Below are 23,316 nucleotides of genomic sequence, written 5' to 3'. Positions count from 1 at the left end.
CAGCTCGGCGACCGGGAACGGGTCGTGGTGGCCCACTCGCTCGGCACCGCCATGTGGCTGCGCGCGTCGCAGTCGTTGCCGGAGGAGCTGCGCGTGCACCGGGTCCTGCTGGTGTCGCCGCTCGGCGACCAGGCGTTCACGGCGGAGAACCGCAACGAGGAGTTCTCCCCGCGCGACCTCGACCCCAAGCGGATCGCCGCCGCCTCGACCAAGTCGACGAGGGCGGTCGTCTCGACCACCGACCCGTACACGCCCGTCGAGGCGTCCGCGTGGGGCGCCGAGCTCGGCATCGAGGTCGACTTCCTCGACGGCGCCGGGCACATCACCCCCGGCGACGGCTACGGCCCGTGGCCCGGCGTCCTGGACTGGTGCCTGGACGACGCGGTCCCGGTGCGCGGCACCACCCCCGCCTGACGGAGGTCACCTGCGCTTGGGCCACGGGACCAGCAGCAGAACGCCGGCGCAGACGCAGATCAGCCCGATCGTCGTCCACAGCTGCTGGCCGGTCATGAAGCTGCCGCCGACGTACCCCAGCCCCTGCGCGGTCCACAGGCCGCCGAGGAGGATCAGCACGACTCCGAGCCCGACGAACACTTTCCTGCTCATACCGAGCAGCCTAGTGCCGGAAGGCCTCATGACGGTTCCACAGTGGACCGCGGCCGTCCCGCCGCGACCGCCACGGCGACCTGGGCGACGGCGAGCACGCCCACGACGAGCAGCGACGCCGTCCACGTGCCGGTGCGCTCGGCGAGCAGTCCGGCGACGACCGGCCCGAGCGCGGCGAGCAGGTAGCCGAGCGACTGGGCCATGCCGGACAGCTGCGTCGTCCCGTGCTGGCCGCGGCCGCGCAGGCTGATCAGCGAGAGCGCCACGACCAGCGACGCGCCCGACCCGAGCCCGGCGACGACCGCCCACACGATGCTCCACGCCGGCACGAGCACGAGCCCGGCCACGCCGGCGACCATCGGGACGCTGGCGGTGACCGCGGCGGCGACCACGTCGTCGCCGCGGCGCATCAGGCGCGGGATCACGAGGCCCGACCCGACGCCGACCAGCTGGTAGACGAACAGGTGGACCCCGGCCTGCGCGGCCGGCACGCCCCGCGAGATCTCGACGGTGGGCAGCCAGGTGACCATGACGTAGAACGTCGTGGACTGGAGCCCCATGAACGCCGTCACCAGCCACGCCGCCGGCCGCCGCCACACGCTGACCGCCGCCTGGCCCTCCACCGCGGGCTCGGCGACCGGTCCGCCGGTCCAGGCCCGCGGCAACCACAGCACGGCCACCACCAGAGCGGGAACCGCCCAGAACGCCAGCGCCCCGCGCCACCCCGCGCCGTCCGCCAGCGGCACCGCCACCGCGGACGCGACCGACGCGCCGACGGTGATGCACGCGGAGTAGACGCCGGTCGCCATCGACACGTGGTCGCGGTAGTCCCGCTTGACGACGGTAGGCACCAGCACGTTCCCGACGGCGATGGCACTGCCCGCGACGGCCGTGCCGATCCACAGCCCGGCGTCCCCGGCACCCGACCGCACCACCACGCCGATCGCCAGCACCACGAGCGCGGCCAGCAGCGACCGCTCGACCCCGAACCGCCGCGCCGGGTGCTGCACCAACGGCGAGACCACCGCGAACGCCAGCAACGGCAACGCGCCCAGCAGCCCCTGCGCGCCCTCACTGAGCCCAGCTTCGTCCCCGATGCGCGGCAGCAACGGCCCGACCGAGGTCAGCGCGGGCCGCAGGTTGAGCGCGACCAGGAACACCGACGCGACCAGCACCGCCGCCCACCAGCCCCGCCGAACCGCCTGCGCGCGCTCGCCCATCGTGCCGCCTCCCCCGGTGCCCGCCGTTTCGGCGATCATCGCACCAGGGACCGGGAGCACCGTGAGGCCGGCCTCGACGTCACCGAACCGGCGAGACGCTCTCCGCTGCCACCCCCGACTCGCCCACCGCCTGTCCGAGCAATGTCAACGCCGCCGCCCCCGCCGACCCCGGCTGCGTCGTCACGACCGTCAGCGTCTGGTCCGGAGCGTGCGGGATGCGCAGCGTCTGCTGCTTCACCTCCACCTCCCCGGCCACCGGGTGGTGCATCTGGTAGGTGGTGCTGTCGCAGGTGCGCACCCGGTGGTCGGCCCACATCGTCGCGAACTCCGGGCTCCTGGTCGCCAGCTCGCCGACCAGCGCGCTCAGCTCGCGGTCCTCCGGGTACCGGCCGGCGGTGAGGCGGAGGTTGCCGACGACGGCGCGGGCCTTGAGGGTCCAGTTCCGGTACAGGGCCCGCGTGTGGGTGTCGAGGAAGACGAGCCGCGGCATGTTCGGGCGGTCGGCCGGGCGGCGGGGGGCGGTGAAGTCGAGGTGTCCGGCGAAGAACGCGTGGCCCAGCGGGTTCCACGCCAGCACGTCGCCCCGCCTGCCCAGCAGGATCGCGGGCAGGTGGGCCAGGGAGGCGAGGAGGTCGGCGGTGTCGGCGGAGACGCGTTCGGCCGGGGGTTTCGGGGCGGCGCGGTGGCGGCGGGGCTGGGCCAGCTCGCGCAGGTGGGCGTGTTCGTCCGGGTTGAGCTGGAGGGCGCGGGCCAGCGCGGCGACGACCTCCTGGGAGGCGTGCTGGGCCTGGCCCTGTTCCAGCCGGACGTAGTAGGAGGCGCTGACGCCGGCCAGGCCCGCCACCTCCTCGCGGCGCAGGCCGGGGACTCTGCGCCGCTCGCCGTAGGTCGGCAGGCCGACCTGGTCCGGTCGCAGGCGCGCCCGGCAGGCCTGGAGGTACTCGGCGAGCTGTCCCTGTCCGCTCATGACCGCCAGTATCCGCGCGACGGACACCGCGAGCCTGACCACGCCAGTGGTAGGCATGAGCGGATCTGGCCGGCCACCGCCGGTGGTCACGAGCATCGGCGGCATGGACACGATCGAACTGGGTGACGTCTCCGTCACCCGCGTGTGGGAGTACTGCGGCACGGTGGAGATGACCCCCGAGGTCTTCTTCCCCGAGTCCTCGCGGCAGGCCTGGGACGCGGACTGGGTGGCGCCGGAGTTCCTCGACCCCGCCACGGGCGCGGTGCGCGCGGCCATCCAGACCTGGCTCCTGCGCAGCGAGGGCAGGACCATCCTCGTCGACACCGGCGTCGGCAACCACAAGGAACGCCCCTACACGCCCATCTGGAGCCACCTCGACACGGACTTCCTCGGCAACCTCGCCCGCGCCGGCGTGCGGCCCGAGGACGTCGACGTCGTCGTCAACACCCACCTGCACGTCGACCACGTCGGCTGGAACACGCGCCTCGACGGCCGCGGCTGGGTGCCGACGTTCCCCAACGCCACCTACCTGATGCCCAAGGACGACTTCGACTTCTGGAACCCCGCGAACGGCAGGGCGCCGGTGCTCGGCCGCGGCAACCAGAACGTCTTCGAGGACAGCGTCGCCCCCGTCCACCAGGCGGGCCTGACGCACCTGTGGGAGCACGGCCACCGGATCGACGCCAACCTGCGCCTCGAACCCGCTCCCGGCCACACGCCCGGCTCCAGCGTCCTGACGCTCGCGTCCGGCACCGACCGCGCGGTGTTCGTGGGCGACATGGTGCACGCCCCGGTGCAGGTCCTCGAACCGGACGCCAACAGCTGCTTCTGCGAGGACCCCGCCGAGTCGCGCGCCACCCGCCGCCGGGTGCTGGGCGAGGCCGCCGACACCCGCACACTGGTGTTCCCCGCCCACTTCCCCGGTGGCGGAGCCGTGGAGGTCATCCGCGACGCGGACGCGTTCGCCATCAAGGACTGGGCGCCCTTCTCCCCGTACGGCGAGCGGTGAAGCCGGTGGAGGCCGACACCACCCGAGGTGCGGTGAGAGGAGTGAGCCGCGACGGGGTCACCGCTTTCCTCGACATCCCGTACGCCGCCCCGCCCGTCGGCGCAGGCCGGTTCGCCGCACCCGCGGAACACGAGCCGTGGCAGGGCGTGCGTGACGCGACGAGGTTCGGGCCGACCGCCCCGCAGGCGCCGCGCGTGCTGGGCGCCATGGACCTGCGCGCCTACTTCGGCGACGGCTGGCACCGCGGCGAGGACCACCTCACCGTCAACGTCTGGACCCCGGACGCCACGGCGACCGGCCTGCCCGTCATGGTGTTCGTGCACGGCGGCGGCTTCGTCGCGGGGTCGGGCCGGTCCGCGCTGTACGACGGGTCGGCGTTCGCGCGCGACGGCGTCGTGCTGGTGACCGTGAACTACCGCCTCGGCATCGCGGGGTTCCTCGACGTCCCCGGCGCGCCGGCCAACCGCGGTCTGCTCGACGTGGTCGCGGCGCTGCGCTGGGTGCGGGAGAACATCGCGCGGTTCGGCGGCGACCCCGGCACCGTCACGGTGTTCGGCCAGTCCGCGGGAGCGACCGTCGTGAGTGGACTGCTGGCAACCCCGGCGGCCACCGGGTTGTTCCGGCGCGCGATCGTCCAAAGTGGAAACGGTCTCGGCGCCTTCTCACCTGAGCAGGCGTCCCGGGTCACACGGGCCGCCGCCGAGCTCCTGAACGTCGAGCCGACCGTCGACGGCTTCGCGGGGATCTCCGACGAGCGCCTCGTCGAGACGGCGTCCCTGCTCGCGGGCATCGACCTGCGCACCGCGACACACACCGACCCGCTCGTGGGGCTGAGCCCGTTCAGCCTGGTCCTGGACGCGCAACCGGCGGACGCGCTCGTCGCCGACGTCGACCTGCTCCTCGGCACGAACACCGAGGAGGGCACCCTCTACCTGGTCCCGTTCGGCACCTACGCCGGCTCGACCGGCGCGGACGTCGACGCCTTGGCGGAGCGGGCACATCCCGACCCCGCGCGGCTGGTCGCCGCCTACCGCGAGCACCGGCCGGGCGCGACCGACGGGGAGATCCGGTCCGCGGTCCTGGGCGACGCCCTGTTCGGCGCGGGCACCCGTGCGCTGGCTGACGCCCACGGCCGGGCCTTCGTCCACGAGTTCGCGTGGCGGTCTCCCGCACTGGGCGGTGAGCTCGGCGCCACGCACTCGGTCGAGCTGCCGTTCGTGTTCGGGCAGACCGGTTTGCCCGCTCTGCGCGGGCCGAACCGGCTGCTCGGTGAGGGCGAACCGCCGGCGTCGCTCGCGGCGCAGGTCCACGACAGCTGGGTCCGGTTCGCCCGCACCGGCGATCCCGGCTGGCCGCGCCACACCGCCGACCGCTGCGCCACCATGCGGTTCGACGTGGACGGCGGCGTGGTCGACGACCCCCGCGGGGCGGAGCTGCGGGCCTGGACTCGGCCCACCGGGCTCAGTGCGCCGCGAGAGCGTCGGTGATCTGCCCGCAGAGTGCGCGCAGCTTGCGTTCGTCCGCGGGCGTGAGACCCACCTGGCAGAGCATCTTCTCCGGGACCTCGTCGGCCTCCCGTTGAAGGCGCCTGCCCTCCTCGGTGACGGTGAGGACGAGACGGCGTTCGTCGTCGTCCGCCCTCCTGCGGTCGAGCAACCCCTTGGCCTCCAACCGCTTGACCACCGGGGTCAGGGTCGGCGGGTCCAGCAGGGTGCGCTCGGCGAGGGTGCGCAGGTCCACGCCGTCCTGTTCCCACAACGTCATCATCACGACGTACTGGGTGTAGGTGAGGTCGAGCGGCTGCAGGAGCGGGCGGTAGGCACGGGTGATGGCGTTCACCGCGCTGTAGAGCGCGAAGCACGGCTGTTCCGGCATGCGGTGCACCTTCATGCCTCCAGTCTCACCCATGCCCCGCCCGTTCCTCAGCGCCAGTGGTTGTTCGCCGCCGCGATGGTCGCGTACTCCGTCGCCACCACCTGGGCGATGGCGATCAGGCTGTGGTGGTCCTCCGCGTAGACCTGGCGCAGGCGCTGGCGGACCTCGGCGTCCGGTTGCGTCGCCTTCACGACCAGCCGCGCGAGCTTGATCGCGAGCGCGCGTCCCTCCTCGGGGGTCGCGGTGATCAGGGTGTTGCCGGGTACGAGCTCCATCGTCATCTCCTCAGTTTGGTTCGCGCGCTAATTATTAGTGCGCGAAGTGTTCGGGTCAAGAGTGCGGTGCGGGATCAGCTGCCGTCGGCGCGGCGGGGCAGCACGTCGATGACGGCCGAGAAGTCCCTGTCCCCCAGGCCGGCGGCGGCCAGGTCCGCGTAGAGGTCGTGCACCGCGGAGGTCAGCGGCAGGTCGAGGCCCGCGCTCGCGGCCGCGCTCAGCGCGAGGTCCAGGTCCTTGCGCATGAGGTCGCCCTTGAACCCGGGCCGGAAGCCGTGGTCCGCCGGACTCGTGGCCACGACGCCCGGCACCGGCGGGCGGGTGCGCAGCGACCAGCTGTCGCCGGAGCCGGCCGTGCTCACCTCGTGGAGCAGCCGCGGGTCGACGCCCAGGGACTGGGCCAGCCGGAAGCTCTCCGCCACGGCGACCATCGAGGCGGCCGCCATGACCTGGTTGGCGAGCTTGACGGCGGAGCCCATCCCCGGTCCTCCACAGTGGACGATCTTCGTGCCGAGCACGGACAGCAGGTCCCTGCTCCGGTCGAGCACGCCGGCGTCGCCGCCGGCCATGATGGTCAGCGTGCCGTCGGCGGCACCGGCGCTGGACCCGCTGACCGGGGCGTCGAGCACCTCCACTCCCCTGGCCCGTGCCGCGGTGGCGACGTTCCGGCTCGTCAAGGGGTTGATCGTGCTCATGTCGATGAGGACGGTGCCCGGTGAGGCGCCGGCCAGCGCTCCGTGCTCGCCGGTGACGGCGTCCAGGACGTGCTGGCCGTTGGGCAGCATCGTGATGATGAACGAGGCGCCCTCGGCCGCGTCCGCCGGCGAGCCGGCCGGGTGTGCTCCGTCGTCCAGCAGCGGTTTCACCGCCTCGGGGTCCTTGTCGTGGACGGCGAGCTGCCAGCCTGCGGCGAGCAGGCGGCTCGCCATCGGCCGCCCCATCGTGCCGAGGCCGATGAAGGCCACGTGCGGGTTCATGGTCGTTCTCCTTGTTCCGCGAGGGCTCAGGCCTGCTCGTGCGGTTCCAGCCACACGATCTGCCCGTAGGTGACGGCGAGGTGGGTCATGCCGGGGCCGTCCGGCGTCGCGCCGTGCCAGTGGTCCTCGCCGGGCGGGCAGGCGACGACGTCACCCGCGCGCACCACGACGGGTTCCTGGCCGCGCGACTGCACGTACCCCTCCCCCTCGGTGACGTACAGCAGCTGTCCGCCGGTGTGCCGGTGCCACGCGTTGCGGGCGCCGGGCTCGAACCGGACGAGCAGCACGCCGGCCTCGTCGGGCGGAGCGCCCACGGTGAGCTCCCGCAGAGCGGTCGTGCCGGTGAAGTGCTCGTGGTACTTCTGCGGCAGGGGCGGGATCTCACGAAGGTCGTCGGAGCTGATGAATTCCACGGTGTTCCTCCTGTTTCAGGTGTTCGGGGTGCAGAGCGCGGCCAGGGTGGCCGCGGTCGGTGAGCTCAGGAAGTCGTCCAGCCTGAGCTCGTAGCCGTGGTCGCGGCGCAACCGCGACAACATGCGCACGGCGTCCATCGAGGTGCCGCCGAGCTCGAAGAAGTCGGCGGCACCAACGGGTTCGGTGCCCACGGCGTGGTGCCACGCCTCGGCGAGTCCGGGCACGGAGTCCGGTGCGACCGTCCCGGCCGGCGCGGCGGGGGTCACCGGAGCCGGTCCGGTGCGCACCTCCAGCGCGATGTCGTCCGCGCCGCCGAGGAAGCTGGCGAGCGCCTGGCGCAGCCGCTCGCGGGCCGTCAGCGGCGGGACCGGCGGCCGGGTCTCGAACCGCTCCGCGGAGCGCGCCGCGGCCGGCCGGAACGCGTACAGGTTCACGAAACCGGTGCCCTCCAACGCGGGCACGTCGATCAGGCGGCAGGTGAACCCGGCGTTCTCCAGCAGGTCGACGAGGGCGCGCCGGTCGCTGGTGGCGTGCACCTCCACGAGCACGTTGCCGATCCGAGCCAGGTGCTCGGGCCGCAGGGCGCCGAGGATGTCCAGCTCCGCGCCCTCCGCGTCCAGCTTGACGAGGTCGACGTGGCCGAGGGCGAGCTCGTCGAACGCGTCGGACAGGCGGCGGACCTCGACCGGCACGTCGATCGCGCCGCGCACCCGGTCGGCCGCGACCTGCTCGGCGATGTCCGTGCCGTCCCCGTCGACGGCGACGTCGATCGCGGCGCGCATCGCCGACCGGTCGGTGTCGGGATCGGCGTGCAGGCTGGAGAACACCGAGGCGGCCGGGTAGACCGTCATGGTGGCGGGGCCCGACTCGGCCCCGACGGCCCAGGGCAGGCACGTCACCGGGAGCCCGAGGTCCTCGACGTTGGCGACGAGCGCGGCGTAGGCGTCCGGCGCGGGTTCGAAGGCGACCACCCGGCAGTCCGGCAGCGAGCGCGCCGTCCAGAGGGAGAACAGGCCGATGTTCGCGCCGATGTCGAGCACGACGGCGTCCGGCGGCAGTTCCAGCCCCGCGGGCCGGTACACCTCGTCGACGAAGATCTCCTGGTAGAGGTAGTTCGTCTCGTAGTGGTTGAGGTGGGTGACGACGGTGCCGTCCGGCAGGGCGCAGGTGCCGAGGCCGCTCGCGGTCGGGGCGACCCACACGACCGCGCGCGGCCGCCCGGAGGTCTCCACCCGCACCTCGACGTGCTCGACTCCCTTGCCCAGCGCGAGGAACCCGCGCACGCGTGCCGCGAGGTCCGCCGTGGCGCGGTGGCGTCGGCGCACCGCCGCCAGGAGTGCGGTGGGATCGGTCTCGGTCATCAGCGTGCCCCTTCTGCGCCGGCCGGGTCGATGAGCACCACGAGCCGGTCGTCGGTCTCCTCGCTGACGTCGGCGGCCCGGCGCGTGAGGAAGTCGATCGCGAGGTCGTTGCGGCCGGTGGGCCGCACGCGGACGCGCGTGTGTGGGAAGCCGGCGTCGGCGCCCGCGCGCACCGCGGTGTCCAGCAGCGTCTCCGCGACGCCGCGGTTCAGCGCGCGGCAGCTCATCATCAGAGCGTCCACGTGCCAGTCGCCGTCGATCTCCGCCGCCACCACGGCACCCACGACCCCGTAGTCGCCGAACCGGTCCCGCAACGAGACGACCCATCCCGGTGCGCCGGCGCGCAGCGCCGCCGAGACCTGGGCGGCCGTCATCGTCGCGCTGGTGAACTGGTTGGTCCTGGCGGCCAGCTGTTCGATGCGCCGCCAGTGCGCCTGCCCGGCCGGGACCACCTCGACGACGGTCTCCAGCTTCGCGTTCAGCTCCTCGGGGCTGCTGACGGTGGCGACCTGCTCGGCCCGCAGCGCCTCGCCGCGGTAGCTCTGGTTGCGCAGGCGGTCGGCCTCGGTGGTGAAGAACCGGTCGAAGTCGGTGCTCCTGAGCAGCACGGCGAGCGCGTCCGCGTCGTCGGGGAGGTGGACCACCCCGGTCGACGGCAGTGCCTCCGCGGTCTGCGCGCAGGTCAGCGCGTCGTCGTCGACGAGGACGAAGCTGTCCACGCCGAGGTTGAGCTCGGCGGCCAGCGACGTCAGGTTCTGCCACTTCGGGTCCCAGTTCACCCGCCGGGCGGCGAAGTGCTCGGGCGTCAGCAGCAGGTCGTCCGCCCGTTCGGCGAACACGCGGTCCACGCTCGCCGGGTCGTTGCGGCTGCAGACCACGAGCACGAACCCGGCGTCGTGGCGGTCCCGCAGGAACCGCTGGACCCGCCGGTACCGGTCGTCGATCGTGAGCTCGGCAGGGTCGAGGTCTCCGCAGGCGCCGCCCCACAGGGTGTAGTCGCAGTCGACGGCGATCACCTTGCGCGGCTTGGCGTGCAGGGAAGCGACCACCCGGGACAGTCCCAGCGCGACGGCCGCGAACGCCTCGTCGGAGAACGGCACGTCGGCGAGCGCCGCCGCGTGGGCGTCGAACGGGTCCGCGACGCCGTAGGCGTGGAACCAGTCGGCCGCTCGCACCACGGCGAGTCCCTCGACGCCCGACAGCCGGCTGATCAGCTCCGCGTCGTCACCGGGCGCTCCCGGTGCGTCCGGGAACACGCAGACCAGCAGCTGGCCGGCGTGGCGTGCGACGAAACCGGCCGCCGCGTCGGCCACCAGCGTCAGCGCGTCGCGCTGCCAGTCGCCGGGCCGGGTGAGGACCACGTTCAGACCGGCGGAGGTGCGGACGAAGGAGCTCGCGGGGTCGAGCAGCTGCTCGACGACCTGGCCGTAGGGCGCCGAGGTGATCGTCCTGGCGAAGCCGGGGTCGGAGCCGAGGTGTTCGAGAAGAGCGATCAGGGGCGTGCTGGTGAAGCTGGACGCGACAACGATTTCCGGTCCGTCTAACGGACCTTCGGTCGAGTTCCCGGCCACTGCCTCTCCTTTCCGGTTGTTGTTACTTGGCAGTGCCAACTATAAACGGCGGCAAGAACCGCGCAATGTGATCAGAAGTACTTTTCTCTAGTCGCGCACTTCGTGGTCGGGACACGTCACGCGGATTTCGGCATCACCGAAAGCCGCGTCCACGAAATTGCAGTGGTACGGACGAGCTTCATCCCCCGGATGGGCGTTGGGAACGAAGAACCGGCATGTCGGGCACATGCGCGAAGTCGGGATGAGGTTGCGGCTTTCCAGCTCCCCCATCAACGTCGTGCCGACGCGGAGAATCGCGGCCAGGTCCTGTTCGGACAAGGTCTCCACCGCCTCGACGAGGCTTTCCGAGAAGACGCCCAGCCGGGCCGCCTCCTCCTCGCCCGCGGGCGTCAGCGTCAGCACCCGCGCCCTGGCGTCGGCCATGTCCGCGCTGGCGTCGACCAGCCCTTTCTTCCGCAGCACCCGCACCGCGTCGGAGATCGTCGGCGCCGTGGAGGCCAGCGCCGTCACGATGTCGCTCTGGCGGAGCACCTTCGCGCCGCGCCGGAAGAGGTGGATGATGTCGGCCTGCAACGGGCTCAGGTTGTGCGGGCCGGCGTTGCGCACCGCTTCCATCCGCGTGGCCTGGCCGAGCCGGGCCAGCGCGGCCAGCAGCTGGGTGTTCGGCGGAAAACCCGGCACGTCCGTCATGGAATCGGATCCTACGCGCCCGAGATGAGCAGCACCCCGCCGACGATCAGCGCGGCCGCTTTGACGATTTCGAAGAGAACGTAAAGGAGATGCCCTCGCGAACGGGGCAGGTCTTCACCGGCCACGACCCGGTTCGTCCGGCGGCTCAGCCGCGGACGCACGAAGACGAGTTGCACCACCAGCGCGAGCACGGCGATTCCCACCGAGTTCACCACCGCCGGTCTCACCGGCCCCACCGCGAAAAGCACGACGAGCACGAGCGCGAGCACGGATTCGACGATGTTCAGCGCGCGGAACACCAGTCGGCCGATACCGAGCCCGATCGGGACCGTGACGCCGGGAGCGCGGAACTTCAGCGGCGCCTCGATGAACGAGATGGCCACCACGTGCCCGAGCCACAGGAAAACGACGGCGAGCACAGCGGCTGCAGCGGTGCTCACGACACGACCCCGGCTCTGGTTCTGATCCTCACCGGATCCCCCCTCGGTTCTTTATTTGGCAGTGCCAATCATCTTGCTCGCGAGCCCCGGCCGCAAGAGTGATCACGAGGACGAGACCCAACTCACACCCGGAAGACGACGGACAGGGCGTCGTCGAGGACGCCCACCTCCTCGTCCTCGGTCGGCCGCGCCACCGGCACGATCCGGGACAGGGCGATGCCCTCCACGACCGCCAGCAGGAAGCGCGCCCTCCGCGGCAGCCCGTTCTCGGCGATGGCGCCCTGGTCGGCCAGGACGCGCAGCCAGCCGGCGATCGCGTCGAGGGCCCTGACCGTGTGGGCACCCCAGGTGTTGCGGGCCTCGGCGGTGCTGCCGGAACCGAAGGTCGTGCTCAGCACCGTCAGCATCCGGTCGGCGGCGGCCCTGCCCATCGGCTGGGGCGGCGGCAGCAGCTGCGCGAGGCACTCCCGCAGCCGCGTCTCGGCCGGGACGGACGTGTCGTGGATCCGCAGCTCGGACGGAGCGTCGCCGAGGGCGTCGGCGAAGATCGCCTCGTGCAGCGCCTGCTGCGTCGGGAAGTAGTGGCGCAGCGTGCTCGCCCCGATGCCCGCGCGCTCGGCGACGGCCCTGACCGCGAGCGTCGACTCCGGGTCCTCGGCCAGCAACGCCCGCGCCGCGTCCACGATCTGCCGCCGCCGCGATCCGTCCACCGCTCCGCCCCTTCCGCGTTCCACACCTGCCGCCGAGGGCGAGGAAGTCGGCCACGAGGCGCGCCGATCCTACCTCGGGCGACGGTCCCCGATTGCTTCTTAGTACATTGTGCTAGTACGTTGTACTAGTGCGTCGGCGGACGCGACGTCGACGAAGGGAACCCCGCTCATGGACTGGCAACCGGACACACACCCGCGGCGTCTGCGGGTCTGGCACTTCATCGCGCTCGTCGTGGCCTACCTGGTCGTCGTGCAGGGTGTGAGCGCACTGCTGACGTCCGGGCAGGACGTCGCGTACGGCGCACCGACGTCGATCGACTACCTGGTTCGCGTCGTCGTGGTGCCGGTCGGGCTGGGGATCGCCCTCACGCTGGGCGTGGCGGGCTACCTCGGCGCCTGGCAGGAGCTGTTCGTCAGCCGCCTGCCGGTCCGGCGCTGGCTGGTGGCGGTCCCGATCGCGCTGTTCGCCACGACCGCGGTGATCACCAACTACCCGGGACTCGCGGCGAACGGCCTGGCGTTCGCACTCCTGCTGCTCGTCGCGACGCTCCTGGTCGGCTTCGGGGAGGAGCTGCTGTTCCGCGGGATCGGCGTCCTCGCCTTCCGCCGCAACGGCTTCAGCGAGTTCCGCACCGGTCTCTGGACCACCGTCCTCTTCGGAGCGGCCCACGGCACGAACATCATCACCGCCGGACCGAAGGCGCTGGTCCAGGTCGTGCTCACCAGCGCCACCGGTCTCGTGTTCTACCTCGTCCTCCGCAGCACCGGTGCCCTCGTGGCAGCGATGGCGGCACACGGCCTATGGGACTTCTCCGTGTTGAGCAGCCAGATCCGCCCCGACGAGCCGTGGCCGCTCGTCAACCTCTCCGGCGTCGTTCTCGCGCTTCTGCTCGTCCTCGTGTTCGTGCTGCGCAGGCGCATCAGCCCGGCAGGGTGATCACGACCTTGCCCACCACACCGGGGCGCCGGTGGTGTTCGAACGCCGCCGGAGCCTCGCTGAACGGGTGGACGCTGTCCACGACGGGGCGGAGGCCGTGCCGTTCCATGAACGCGACGAGGTCCCGGTGGTGTGCCGCGGTGCCGACCGCGACGCCGCGCAGCGAACCGCCCGAGCCGAACAGCAGCATGGGGTCGAGCGCCGCGGGTTCCTGGGTGAACAGGCCGACCAGGGCGACTTCTCCCTGCCACGCCAGCGAAGTGAGCGCGTCCGGGATCGTGGCCGTGCCGACGGTGTCGACGAGCTTGTGGACCCCGCCGGACACCTCCCGCAGCCTCGCGCCCCACTGCGGGACGTCCGCGCTGTCGACCACGTCGACCGCCCCGAGATCGCGCAGTCGTCGTGCGGACGTGGAACGGCGCACGACCCCGAAGTAGTCGGCGCCCGCGGCCCGGGCGAGCTGCATCGCGTACACGGCGACACCGCCCGTGCCGAGCGACGCGACCCTCTGCCCCGGCCGCACCGGGTGGTCGCCGAACAGGGCGTTCCAGGCGGTGACGCCGGCGACCGGCAGCGTCGCGGACTCGGCGTGGTCGAGGTGGGCGGGAGCGCGCACCACCTGGTTGACCGGCAGGACGACGTGCGTGGCGAGCACACCGGGAGCGTCCAGCGCGCCGAGACCCAGGGGCGGGGTGGGCACCGGCGCGTCCTGCCAGTGCAAGTTCGTCACCGACTCCCCCACGGCGAACTGCTCGACGCCGTCGCCGACCGCGTCGACCTCGCCCGCGACGTCCGACAACGGCACGAGCTCACGGCCGGGGATGCGGCCGAACGGTCCACTCAGGACCATCTGGTCGCGGCCGTTGATCGAGACGGCGCGCACCCGCACGCGCACCTCGCCCGGACCGGGCTCGGGCAGCGGAACCTCGCGCAGCCGCAGCGCGCCGGCGGAGGTGGCGTCGGGAGGAAGCACCCACTGCTGCATCAGTTCCACTCCAGACGGGTCGTGCTCATGCCGCCGTCGACGGCGATGGTGGTGCCGTGGACGAACTCCGCGGCGGGGGACCCGAGCCAGACGACGGCCTGCGCGATGGCGTCCGGGGTGACCGGACGGCGGGCGGGCGTCGCGGCGACCATGCGCCCGGCGATGCCGTCGGCCTCGCCGTCGCGGGTGACGCCGGGCGCGATGCCGGCCACGCGGACGCCGTGCGGCCCGAACTCGGCCGCCCAGCTGCGGGTCAGCTGTTCCTCGGCCGCCTTCGTCGCGCTGTAGAGGGCGGCGAACGGCGTGCCGGTCGACGCCATCCACGACCCGATGGTGATCACGGTGCCGGAGCCGCGCTCGACCATGCCGGGCACCGTCGCGGCGACCAGGACGTGCGGGGCCCGGACGTTGACGGCGAGCGTCGCGTCCAGGTCGTCGTCGGTGAGCGCGGAAGTGGTGACGGGCGGGCAGACGGCGGCGTTGTTGACGAGCAGGTCGATGCGGCCGTCGAGCGCGTCGAGGGCGCGGGCGGCGAACGCCCGCAGTTCGGCAGGTGGCGCGGTGAGCTCCGAGGGGAGGAAGACCGCGCCGAGCTCCCCGGCCAGCGCGGTGCCCCGGTCCCGGTCGCGGCCGGTGACCACCAGGCGGGCCCCGGTGGCGGCCAGTGCCCGTGCGGTGGCGGCGCCGATCCCGGAGGTGGAGCCGGTGATGAGTGCGTGTGTTGCCATGTCTCCACGACACCGGTTCGCGGTCGAGGCGACCAGTGCACGTTCACCCTGTGCACGGCATGACCAGGTTGTCCGGCGCTCCCCCGCTTAGGCTCGTGCCGTGACCCGAGACCGCGCCGCCCTGGGCGAGTTCCTCCGCGCCTGCCGCGACCGCCTCACCCCGGCCGAGGCGGGCATCGAGGCGTTCCCCGGCCGCCGCCGGGTGCCGGGGCTGCGCAAGGAGGAGGCCGCGCTGCTGGCGGGGCTGAGCACCGACCACTACAGCCGGCTCGAGCAGGGCCGCCAGTCCCGCGTGTCCGCCGACGTCGTCGACGCGCTCGCCAGGGCGTTGCGCCTGAACGACGTCGAGCACGAGCACCTGCGCGACCTGGCCGCGCCCGCCTCCCGCCGGACCGCCGGCTCGTGGGCGTCACCCCAGCGCCCGGAACCCGGCCTGCTGCGCGTGATGACCAACCTCGACCACCTGCCCGTGCTGCTGCTCGGCAGGCGCGCGGAGGTGCTGGCGAGCAACGCCCTGCTCACCGAGGTGCTCGGCCGCGACCTGCCGGTCGGCACCTCGTTCCCGCGGTACCTGTTCACCGACCCGGACGTGCGCGACCGCATCGCGAACTGGCCGGACTTCGCCGCGGCCGCCGTCGGCGGGCTGCGCATGGAGCTCGGCCGCGAACCCGGCGACCGGCTGCTGGCCGAGCTCGTCGCCGAGCTGAGGGCGGCGGACCCGCAGGTGGCGCGGTGGTGGGACGAGCAGGGCGTGGCGGACCGGACGTCCCAGGTGAAGCGGATCGCCCACCCGGTGGCGGGAGACCTGCGGTTCCACATCGAGGCCGTCACGGTCCCGCAGGCCCCGCACCAACGCCTGGTCGTCTACACCGTCGAGCCCGGCTCGCCCACCGCACAGGTGCTGCCGATGCTGGCCAGCTGGGCCGTTCAGGACCCGGCGGCCTCGCGGTAGAGCACCAGGTGCTCGTGGTAGAGCACCCCGTCGCGGATGTCACCGGTGGCGGTGAAGCCGGTGTCGTCGACGTAGTCGAGGTGCGCGCCGGTCACCGTGTAGCTGCCGGTGTAGGCGCTGGCGCGGGTGCCCCTGGCCTCGTCGTAGCGGCCGTCGGCCCGCAGCTCCTGGCGGATGTGGCCGTCCGCGGTGACCCACATGCCGACCACGTCGACGTTCTCCTGCGTCTGCTGTTCGTTCATGTGATCGATCCTGCGGACCCGCACGCGCACGGACCAGGCCGTGTGCTTCCTGGGTGCGCCGCACCCGGGCAGACCGGGCCTGAGCGGTCAGGCCGGGAAGTCGCTCGCGGCCGCCGTCGGCGCGGCGGCGTCGAGGTTCGCCTGCAGCGCCTGGACCTTGGCCGTGGCGTAGGCGTGGGAGTCGGAGCCGAGGATCTGGCGCAGCGGGCCCTCGCCGGACACGACCCGTTCGATCATCAGCCGGGCACCGCGGGCCGGGTCGCCGAGCTGCTTGCCCTGCAGCGCCAGGTGGTTCTCGACCATCTCGCGGATCGCCGGGTAGGCGTCGGTGGTGGTCTCGGGCAGCGCGAGCGAGTCGGTGGTGAGGAACGCGGTGCGGAAGTAGCCGGGTTCGACGAGGGTGACCTTCACGCCGAAGCCGGCGACCTCGCCGGCCAGCGCCTCGGTCAGGCCCTCCAGCGCGAACTTGCCCGCGCAGTAGAGGCCCCAGCCGGGGACCGCGGTCAGGCCGAGCACGGACGACACGTTGACGACGTGGCCGCCGCCCTGCTCGCGCAGGATCGGCAGGGTGGCGCGCAGGACGTTCCACACGCCGACGACCTGCACGTCGAGCATGTCGCGGACGTCGCGGCCGGAGGTCTCCTCGACGGCGGCGAGGAAGCCGTAGCCGGCGTTGTTGACGACGACGTCGAGGCCGCCGAATCGCTCGGTGGTCTGCCGGACCGCCTGCGCGACAGCGGCTTCGTCGCGGAGGTCGACGGCCAGCGGCAGCAGCCGGGTGGTGTCGGCGTCGAGGGAAGCGAGCAGGCGTTCGGTCGAGCGGGTCGTCGCGGCGACGTTGTCACCGCGTTCCAGGAGCTGCTCGACGAGCTCCAGGCCGAGGCCGCGGGAGGTGCCGGTGACGAACCAGGTGGTGGGGCGATCCGCTGGGAAGGTCATGGCTCCCAGCCTGCTGCAGGAAAAGGGCTTGGTGAGCCGCATGTCGAGCCCTCCGCGACCTCGGACTCGCGAACCTAGGACTCGGAGGTCCACTCGGGAACCCGCGCGCTGGACGACAATGGACGACATGGCCGGCCTCAACCGCGAACTCGCCGACTTCCTCCGCCGTGCCCGCGGCCAGGTCGACCCGTCCAGGGCCGGCCTGCCCTCCGACGGCAGGGTTCGCCGGGTCAAGGGCCTGCGCCGCGAGGAGGTCGCGCTGCTCGCCGGCGTGTCCACGGACTACTACGCCCGCCTGGAGCAGGGCAGGCGCATCAACCCGTCCGACGCGGTCGTCGAGGCGATCGGCCGCGCGCTCGAGCTGGACGAGGCCGGACGCACCCACCTGCGGGACCTGATCGGCCTGCCCGCGAACCCGGCACCCCGCCGGTCCCGCGGGGTTCAGCGCGTGCGGCCCGGCCTGTACCAGCTGATCGACGCGCTCGACGGCGAACCGGCCCTGGTCCTCGGGCGCCGCACCGACGTGCTCGCGGCGAACCGGATGGCGAAGGCGCTGTTCGCCGACTTCGACAAGATCCCGCCGAAGGAACGCAACTACGCGCGCTGGATCTTCCTCGACGAGGACGCGCGCTCGCTGTTCGCCGACTGGCACGACCAGGCCCGCGCCGCCGTGGAGAGCCTGCGGTTCGAAGTCGGCAGGGACCCCGCCGACGCCGCCACCACCGCCCTCGTGGCGGAGCTGCGCGACCGCAGCCCCGAGTTCGACGGGTGGTGGGAGCAGCACCGCGTCCACCAGCGCACCTATGGCTCCAAGCGGCTGCGCCACCCGCTGGTCGGCGACCTCACCGTCGAGTACGAGTCGTTCGTGCTGCCCGGCGACCCGGACACGATGCTGTACGTCTACACCACCGCGCCGGACTCGCCGTCGAGGCAGGCCATGGACATCCTGGCCAGCTGGACGGCGTCCGGCGCGCGGGTGAGCCCCGAAGGCTCCTAGCCGAAGCGGCCGTCGAGCTCGCCGACCGGCAGGACCTTCGTCGAGTTGTGCTCGCGGACGATCCGCCACCCGTCCGCCGTCCCGCGCCACACCAGCGAGGACGTGGTGCGGATGTCCGTCACGCCGTCCGGGGTCACGATCCTGGCCACGAACCTCAGCGTGGACGCTGCCAGGCCGGCGCCGGCGAGGACGTGCGGGCCGTCGTCCACGGCGTGGTGCGCGGAGACCATGCCGCTGAACGCGGGCTCCCAGATCGCGCCGTAGCCGGCGGCCGTCGTCGCGACCCGCTGGGCGGGGTCGAAGTCGTCGTAGAGGCGGAGGTCGTCGGAGCCGAAGTCGTAGAGCTCGCCGAAGACGCGGCGGAAGTCGAACGGCTCGTCGCCCTCGCGGCGGTCCCAGCCGAACACCCAGCGCACGTGCTGGTCCGCGATCACCTGTTCGTCGTTCATGATCCCGACGCTAGGGCCGGGCGACGGGGCGCGGGAGGGTGCGTCACACCCACCCAGCTCACACCCACCCAGCTCTCACCGCCCACGCCGGTCGGTCAGCCGCGCGACGAGGTCCTGCATCAGGAACGCGTACGGCACCGTCCTGCTCTCCCGTTCGGAACTCCACCGGCTCGCCCACCGATCCCGGGTCGGATCGTCCACAGCGGACAGATCGGCGGCGGTGCCGCGGTCGTGCGCGGTGGTGCCGAACGCCACCACCGGCACGCCGGAATCACGCAGCACCGCCAAGTCCCGGAAGCTCCTGTTCGAGGAGCTGATCAGGACCACGGCTCGCGGCCGGACGAGGCGCAGCAATTCCGGCGTGACCGGTTGCCGGATTCCCTCCTCGCCGAACAGCTCCGGTTCCCCGAGGCCGAGCAGGACCGGATCGCCGTCGGGATCGAGGTACTCGACCACGCCGCGAGCCGCGAACGGTGCCAGGAACGCGCGAGCGTCCCGCTGTGGTCGTTCCGTCTCCACCACCAGAACGCGGTGCTGCTGCCCGGCTTCGGTCCTGCGTTCGGCGATCCTCGGGCCCTCGTACTCGAGCGCGACGGTGGCCATCGTGACGGCGACGCCCGCGTCCGCGGGGAGGGCGATCCGGCCGCCCTCGGCGAACACCGCCCTCGCCAGCGACACGAGCGCCTCCTGCCGGCCCGCGGGTCCCTCCCCGCCCGGTCTCGGCCGTTGCGGCGGCGGATCGGCCACGAGCAGCACGGTGAAGTCGTCGCGTACCGGACGGGGCCGCATCCCGCGCCTCACAGCAGACCCGCCGCGATGTCGTCAGCCGTCGCGTCGAACAGTCCTTCGTCCACTTCGACGACGTCCGCCTCGACGCAGAGCCACTCGACGTCACGACGACGATCCGCGCGCACGGGCGTGGGATGCACCACCACCGCGTCGTGGCCGCCGGCACGTTCATGCGCCAGCCGGAAGCGGTGCAGATCCGCCGGCCGCGGCCGGACCGTCAGCACGTACCCGCGCGGGCCCGAGTCGACCACGAACCCCTCGGCGGTCGGGGTCAGGTCACCCGGCGGCACCCCCGCGCGCAGCAGCGACAACCGGACGGACTCCAGCAGCGACTCCTTGCGGTGGCGCAGCTGGGCGCGGTGCTGGCCGAGCAGGAACGCGCCGATCGCGCTGTCGTCGTCGACACGGCACCGGGACTGCTCGGCCACCTCGGACACGCCGGACGTTCCGCTCAGGTTCACCGCGGCCAGGCCGAGCCTGCGCGCGGCCGCGGTGGCCACCTCCTGCCGCACCCACGGTGACTGCACGGCCGCCGGGGTCTCGACCACCACGACCATCGACTTGTCGAGCAGCTCGTCGTTGATCCGCTCCAGGAAGTCGACGCCCGGCGTGAGCGTGAACCGGTCCAGGAACACGTCGAACCCCAGGTGCGTGAGGACGTCCGCGACCCGCATCGCCGTGTCGGTCCCGTCCTGGTGCGAGTAGCTGAGGAAGACCTTCCGCTCCTCGCCGCCCAGCAGCAGCTCGTCGAGCAGCTCGCCGGCGACCTCCCGGACGTCGCCGTCCCAGCTCGGCGCGTGCTGGTGGCGCAGCGCCGCGGGCAGCACGGCATCGGGGTTCAGGCCGTTCTCGAACACCCCGAACGCGTCCCAGCCGCGGGCGAGCCAGGCCTCGACGAACCGCTCCGCGTCCGGCGAGGGCGCCGCGGCACCGGCCACGAACACGAGCAGGTGCCGGACGCCGGGCTCGGTCACGGCGAAGCACTCGAACCCGCAGGGACCGCCGCAGTCCTCGCTGCTTCCGCCGGTGCGGTCGAGCTCCCGCACGACCTCGTCGGCGAGGCGTTCCCGCTCCCACCGGTTCTCCGGGTCGGAGTGGACGAGGAGCCTCGTCGGACCGGCCGCCGCGATCCGCGGGAACCCGCGACAGCTCCCGACCGGCCCGTCCTGCGACTGCACGATGACCGTGAACGAACGCGGGTCGACATCCATGCCACTCATCCCGTTCTGCCGCCGGCACGCTCTACTGAGGACTCCACGACGCAAGACGGCTTCTCAGCCCCCGCAACGCCTCCGCGGTCGCAGCAGCCGACACCACGTCGTCCAGAGCGCACAACGCCAGATCGAGGTGCTCCAGCACCGCCGCCCGCGCCCGCAGGCTCGACCGCGCGAACGCCCGGAAGTACTCGTCGGCGACGAGGTTCCCGTCACGGGCGAGGTCGCCGGAGATCAGCGCGGCGGCGAGCTTCGCGTCGGCCGGGGTGACGCGGGACCAGAAGTCGGGGCGGCGCACCGCGCGGGCGGCGGCCGCGGAGGCGTCGACCAGCTTGCGCGCCTCCTCCTCGGCGAACGGCTGCCCGGGGTCGCGCTGGCGCACCAGCCAGCCGAGCACCACCACGTTGAGCGCCGGGTAGAAGTGGATCGTCCCCTTGCGCTCGCGGTGGAGGTCGACGGCGGCCTGGTAGGCGTCGCGCGCGTCGACCAGCGCGGCGGTGAGCAGGTTCGGGTCGCTCGCCACGCACAGCGCTCGCCTGCGCGCGACGCTCGCCCGCAGCGCATGGCGTTCCGGTGTCTTGCCCATCCGCAGGAGCAGGTCCGCCGACTCGGCGGCGAGCCGCAGCAGCTCGGCCGCCTCCGGGCCGGGGTCGTCAGGGCGCTGGATGCGTTCGACCGCCCACTTCGCCCGGACGTTCAGGAGCTGCTCGAACGACCTGACCGAGCCGGACGAGTCCCAGTCGTCCTGCGCGGCCTCGTAGCAGGCGACCGCGTTCTCGTACCGGGCGAGCAACGCCCAGACGTCGCCGACCGCGGAGAGCTCCTGTCCTCGCAGCCACTCCGGCGGCGTCGCCTCCAGCAGCACCTCCAGCTCCTTCGCCAGCGCCGTCGCGACGGAGTCCGGCGCGTCCTCCGCCCGGCGTCTCAGCGACTCCAGCTCGTCGGCCAGCTCGCGCGGCGCCACCAGCTCCTCGCGGCGCGAGGTGCCGCCCGCGGCGGGGTCCAGCCGGAACGCGGGCGGGCCGTAGACCTGGTAGGCGCCCCACGTGTTGGTCGAGCGGTGGTGCTCCCACACGGCCTTGCGGGCGTGCAGGCTCGCGCTGCCCAGCTCGTTGCCGTCCAGCAGCTCGCCGTACATGGTCTTGGCGAACCGGAACGCCGCCTGGTCGTCGACCGCCCAGCCCGCCGCGACCACGGCGCGCACGCCGTTCTCGATGAGCTGCCGGGAGATGCTGGACGCGAGCTGGTCGGCGCGGGGCGTGTCGCGGTCCTTCATCCGCATCGCCCCGAGGTGGCAGCAGTTGAGGAAGACGACGTCCGGGGTGGTGCGCATCTTCGCGATCTCCAGCGCGCCCAGGTAGACGCCGTCGCCGATGACGACGCCGCTGCGCGAGCGGTCGGCCGGGTCGAAGTGGCCGTGCCCGGCGACGTGCACGATGCGGTACTCGTGCCGGAACAGCGCGTTGAGGATGGGCACGACGTCGTCGTCATCGTCGGTGTCGCCGATGATCGAGGTGACGTCGTACCCCTTGGACCGCAGCAGGCCGGCGACCTGCCGGGCCTCCTCCCGCGCGGCGGGCAGGCCGGGCAGCCCGGTGCGCGCGGGGTCGCCGATGACCAGCGCCGCGTGCCCGGACGACGGCCGGGTCGTCTCGGCGAACGTGCGGGTCTCCAGCCGGCGGATCACCCCGACCTCGACGGCGAGCGGCTGCACGTCCAGGTCGTGCGACCGGCTGGCGAGCATCTCCAGCGGCAGCGCGCCCGCTTCCTCGTCGATCAGGAGCAGCAGGTTCTCGCTGCCGTACCCCTGCCCCTTCAACGAGTTGGGGACGAGCAGCTCGTAGAGCGTGTTGTAGAGCTGCTCGTCGGGGTGGTGGTCCGTCATCGCCTCGGTGACGAGCGCGTCGAGCAGCTTGCGCTGGGCCGTGTTGACGCGTTGCTCGGCGCGGGCGGAGCGGCCGATGCTCGTGAACGACAGCGCGCCGAGCCGGTTCCCGTCGCCCTCGGACTCCTCCGCGACGATCCGGACGGTCCGCCAGACCCCCTCGCGGTAGGCGGACGGCTCGCCGGGCTTGCCGTCGAACCCGCTGAGCATGCGGCGTTCGACCACCACCTCGCCGCCGGTCACGTCGAGGGACTGCGCCAGCCGCACGGCCGCCTTGGTCGCCTGGATGGCCCGCTCCTCGTAGAGCTCGACGATCTTCAGCTCGTCGACGACGACCCGCGAGCGCAGGTCGTCCAGCCGCCGGTTCGCCTGGCGCACCCCGGTCACGATGGAGGTCAGCGAGTTCTCGACGGGCATCGGCGGCACGAGCGCCGTGCCGACCAGCACAGCGGAGATCGACAGCGGTTCGGGTGCCGCTCCCCCGGTCGTGCGGTCCTCCCGGACGGCGGCGAGCCTCAGCACCGCCTGGGTGACGCCCGCGGTCAGCGCGCCCGGCGTCAGGTCGCCCGCGTCGCCGAGCCCGATGACCATCCCGGCCGGGCCGTCGGAGGAGGCGAACACCTCGCACGTGCCGAGCCGGCCGGGGTACTGGCGGTAGGCCGCGCGCCGTTCGAGCGCTCCGCCGAGGTGGGCGTCGAGGGCTTTCTCCGCGCCGCTGATCGGGGTGCCGTCCTGGTGGCCGACGAGGACCGCGCCGCCCTCCCAGCGCAGATCTCCGTGCACCACACCGACCTTGAGCACCCGCCGCCGCGTCGCGGAACGCCCGCCGCCCCACGCCAGGCGCACCAGCTCCGCCGCCGTCGGCAGCACCAGCCGTCCGCGCGGGTCGGCGAGCGGCCCCGCGGCACCGGACCTGGCAGTCGGCGCGGTGAGGAGCTTGCCCGGCGGACGGCCGGCGAGGAGGTCGAGCACCGCGGACACGGTGTCGGGGTCGGAGGGCAGGTCGGCGTGCGGCACGAGCGCGAACCACGTCGCGGGCCGGTCGGTGCGGCCGGACGGGCGCGGGGCGAACCCGTCGCCGTTC

The 23,316-nt window shown here is 73.0% G+C and carries 26 protein-coding genes; 6 read left to right on the top strand and 20 right to left on the bottom strand.

All coding sequences use genetic code 11. The features are described from left to right. Nucleotides 1–414 (top strand): RBBP9/YdeN family alpha/beta hydrolase (locus tag VF330_RS12590; RefSeq protein ID WP_330851733.1); only part of this gene is annotated, 414 nt, incomplete at its 5' end. Nucleotides 415–420: 6 nt separating this feature from the next. On the opposite strand, the gene VF330_RS12585 is transcribed toward VF330_RS12590, so the two are convergent. The 3 genes from VF330_RS12585 to VF330_RS12575 are packed head-to-tail and all read right to left on the bottom strand — an operon-like array spanning nucleotide 421 to nucleotide 2,793. Further along, nucleotides 421–606 (bottom strand): hypothetical protein, encoded by a 186-nt coding sequence (locus VF330_RS12585; RefSeq protein ID WP_330851732.1) that lies wholly within the window; start codon nucleotides 604–606, stop codon nucleotides 421–423. Nucleotides 607–632: 26 nt separating this feature from the next. Continuing rightward, the gene (locus tag VF330_RS12580) at nucleotides 633–1,865 is read right to left on the bottom strand and encodes an MFS transporter (RefSeq protein ID WP_330851731.1); all 1,233 of its coding nucleotides are present in this window, start codon (nucleotides 1,863–1,865) and stop codon (nucleotides 633–635) included. A 40-nt stretch (nucleotides 1,866–1,905) separates the two neighbouring features. After that, a complete protein-coding gene (locus VF330_RS12575) occupies nucleotides 1,906–2,793 on the bottom strand; it encodes a helix-turn-helix transcriptional regulator (protein WP_330851730.1) in 888 nt (295 codons plus the stop codon). A 103-nt stretch (nucleotides 2,794–2,896) separates the two neighbouring features. Here VF330_RS12575 and VF330_RS12570 point away from each other — a divergent pair, with 103 nt between their 5' ends. After that, nucleotides 2,897–3,802 carry an MBL fold metallo-hydrolase gene (locus tag VF330_RS12570; RefSeq protein WP_330851729.1) on the top strand — a complete coding sequence of 302 codons (906 nt, stop codon included), beginning with the start codon at nucleotides 2,897–2,899 and terminating at the stop codon, nucleotides 3,800–3,802. Continuing rightward, nucleotides 3,799–5,289 (top strand): carboxylesterase/lipase family protein, encoded by a 1,491-nt coding sequence (locus VF330_RS12565; RefSeq protein ID WP_330851728.1) that lies wholly within the window; start codon nucleotides 3,799–3,801, stop codon nucleotides 5,287–5,289. Before VF330_RS12570 ends, VF330_RS12565 begins: the two co-directional genes overlap by 4 nt. Here the strand turns inward: VF330_RS12565 and VF330_RS12560 are convergent. The 9 genes from VF330_RS12560 to VF330_RS12520 form a co-directional block, all read right to left on the bottom strand. Continuing rightward, on the bottom strand, nucleotides 5,264–5,710 hold the full coding sequence (locus tag VF330_RS12560; protein WP_330851727.1) for a MarR family winged helix-turn-helix transcriptional regulator: 447 nt from the start codon (nucleotides 5,708–5,710) through the stop codon (nucleotides 5,264–5,266). The genes VF330_RS12565 and VF330_RS12560 overlap by 26 nt on opposite strands. Before the next feature lie 14 nt (nucleotides 5,711–5,724). After that, nucleotides 5,725–5,952: a hexameric tyrosine-coordinated heme protein gene (locus tag VF330_RS12555; RefSeq protein ID WP_330851726.1), complete on the bottom strand. Its 228-nt coding sequence runs from the start codon at nucleotides 5,950–5,952 to the stop codon at nucleotides 5,725–5,727. Nucleotides 5,953–6,026: 74 nt separating this feature from the next. Further along, the gene (gene mmsB, locus VF330_RS12550) at nucleotides 6,027–6,929 is read right to left on the bottom strand and encodes a 3-hydroxyisobutyrate dehydrogenase (RefSeq protein WP_330851725.1); all 903 of its coding nucleotides are present in this window, start codon (nucleotides 6,927–6,929) and stop codon (nucleotides 6,027–6,029) included. A 26-nt stretch (nucleotides 6,930–6,955) separates the two neighbouring features. Then, nucleotides 6,956–7,342, bottom strand: a complete 387-nt coding sequence (locus VF330_RS12545; protein ID WP_330851724.1) for a cupin domain-containing protein — start codon at nucleotides 7,340–7,342, stop codon at nucleotides 6,956–6,958. Between the two features lie 15 nt (nucleotides 7,343–7,357). Beyond that, the gene (locus VF330_RS12540; protein WP_330851723.1) at nucleotides 7,358–8,704 is read right to left on the bottom strand and encodes an FkbM family methyltransferase; all 1,347 of its coding nucleotides are present in this window, start codon (nucleotides 8,702–8,704) and stop codon (nucleotides 7,358–7,360) included. Continuing rightward, a complete protein-coding gene (locus VF330_RS12535) occupies nucleotides 8,704–10,275 on the bottom strand; it encodes an HAD-IIIC family phosphatase (protein ID WP_330851722.1) in 1,572 nt (523 codons plus the stop codon). The genes VF330_RS12540 and VF330_RS12535 overlap by 1 nt, the downstream gene beginning before the upstream one ends. 87 nt (nucleotides 10,276–10,362) lie before the next feature. Then, on the bottom strand, nucleotides 10,363–10,965 hold the full coding sequence (locus tag VF330_RS12530; protein WP_330851721.1) for a MarR family winged helix-turn-helix transcriptional regulator: 603 nt from the start codon (nucleotides 10,963–10,965) through the stop codon (nucleotides 10,363–10,365). Between the two features lie 11 nt (nucleotides 10,966–10,976). Continuing rightward, entirely contained in the window at nucleotides 10,977–11,384 is a 408-nt protein-coding gene (locus VF330_RS12525; RefSeq protein WP_330851720.1) for a hypothetical protein, read from the bottom strand. Nucleotides 11,385–11,527: 143 nt separating this feature from the next. After that, nucleotides 11,528–12,115, bottom strand: coding sequence for a helix-turn-helix domain-containing protein (locus tag VF330_RS12520; protein ID WP_330851719.1), 588 nt, complete (start codon nucleotides 12,113–12,115; stop codon nucleotides 11,528–11,530). 169 nt (nucleotides 12,116–12,284) lie between these two features. Between VF330_RS12520 and VF330_RS12515 the strand changes: the two genes are divergently transcribed. Then, nucleotides 12,285–13,052, top strand: coding sequence for a CPBP family intramembrane glutamic endopeptidase (locus VF330_RS12515; RefSeq protein ID WP_330851718.1), 768 nt, complete (start codon nucleotides 12,285–12,287; stop codon nucleotides 13,050–13,052). Here VF330_RS12515 and VF330_RS12510 read toward each other — a convergent pair. Further along, complete coding sequence (locus VF330_RS12510; protein ID WP_330851717.1) at nucleotides 13,036–14,037, bottom strand: NAD(P)-dependent alcohol dehydrogenase; 1,002 nt, start codon at nucleotides 14,035–14,037, stop codon at nucleotides 13,036–13,038. The two genes, VF330_RS12515 and VF330_RS12510, sit on opposite strands and share 17 nt — an antisense overlap. Beyond that, nucleotides 14,037–14,765 (bottom strand): SDR family oxidoreductase, encoded by a 729-nt coding sequence (locus VF330_RS12505; RefSeq protein ID WP_330851716.1) that lies wholly within the window; start codon nucleotides 14,763–14,765, stop codon nucleotides 14,037–14,039. The genes VF330_RS12510 and VF330_RS12505 overlap by 1 nt, the downstream gene beginning before the upstream one ends. A 100-nt stretch (nucleotides 14,766–14,865) precedes the next feature. Here VF330_RS12505 and VF330_RS12500 point away from each other — a divergent pair, with 100 nt between their 5' ends. After that, a complete protein-coding gene (locus tag VF330_RS12500) occupies nucleotides 14,866–15,717 on the top strand; it encodes a helix-turn-helix transcriptional regulator (RefSeq protein ID WP_330851715.1) in 852 nt (283 codons plus the stop codon). Here VF330_RS12500 and VF330_RS12495 read toward each other — a convergent pair. Continuing rightward, a complete protein-coding gene (locus VF330_RS12495; protein WP_330851714.1) occupies nucleotides 15,693–15,959 on the bottom strand; it encodes an Atu4866 domain-containing protein in 267 nt (88 codons plus the stop codon). The two genes, VF330_RS12500 and VF330_RS12495, sit on opposite strands and share 25 nt — an antisense overlap. Nucleotides 15,960–16,046: 87 nt before the next feature. Beyond that, a complete protein-coding gene (locus VF330_RS12490) occupies nucleotides 16,047–16,898 on the bottom strand; it encodes an SDR family oxidoreductase (RefSeq protein ID WP_330851713.1) in 852 nt (283 codons plus the stop codon). A gap of 127 nt (nucleotides 16,899–17,025) precedes the next feature. On the opposite strand from VF330_RS12490, the gene VF330_RS12485 reads away from it, so the two are divergent. Beyond that, nucleotides 17,026–17,895 carry a helix-turn-helix transcriptional regulator gene (locus VF330_RS12485; protein WP_330851712.1) on the top strand — a complete coding sequence of 290 codons (870 nt, stop codon included), beginning with the start codon at nucleotides 17,026–17,028 and terminating at the stop codon, nucleotides 17,893–17,895. Here the strand turns inward: VF330_RS12485 and VF330_RS12480 are convergent. The 4 genes from VF330_RS12480 to VF330_RS12465 all read right to left on the bottom strand — a co-directional run. After that, nucleotides 17,892–18,344 carry a hypothetical protein gene (locus VF330_RS12480; RefSeq protein WP_330851711.1) on the bottom strand — a complete coding sequence of 151 codons (453 nt, stop codon included), beginning with the start codon at nucleotides 18,342–18,344 and terminating at the stop codon, nucleotides 17,892–17,894. The two genes, VF330_RS12485 and VF330_RS12480, sit on opposite strands and share 4 nt — an antisense overlap. Nucleotides 18,345–18,419: 75 nt before the next feature. Then, a complete protein-coding gene (locus tag VF330_RS12475; protein ID WP_330851710.1) occupies nucleotides 18,420–19,133 on the bottom strand; it encodes a hypothetical protein in 714 nt (237 codons plus the stop codon). An 8-nt stretch (nucleotides 19,134–19,141) separates the two neighbouring features. Next, nucleotides 19,142–20,344: a toll/interleukin-1 receptor domain-containing protein gene (locus tag VF330_RS12470; protein ID WP_330851709.1), complete on the bottom strand. Its 1,203-nt coding sequence runs from the start codon at nucleotides 20,342–20,344 to the stop codon at nucleotides 19,142–19,144. A 31-nt stretch (nucleotides 20,345–20,375) separates the two neighbouring features. Continuing rightward, nucleotides 20,376–23,316 (bottom strand): CHAT domain-containing protein (locus VF330_RS12465; protein WP_330851708.1); only part of this gene is annotated, 2,941 nt, incomplete at its 5' end.

Source organism: Lentzea sp. (genome assembly GCF_036380075.1).
GTDB lineage: Bacteria > Actinomycetota > Actinomycetes > Mycobacteriales > Pseudonocardiaceae > Lentzea.
The sequence above is the reverse complement of the archived record's forward strand: the minus strand, read 5'-3'. Positions and strand labels throughout refer to the sequence as shown.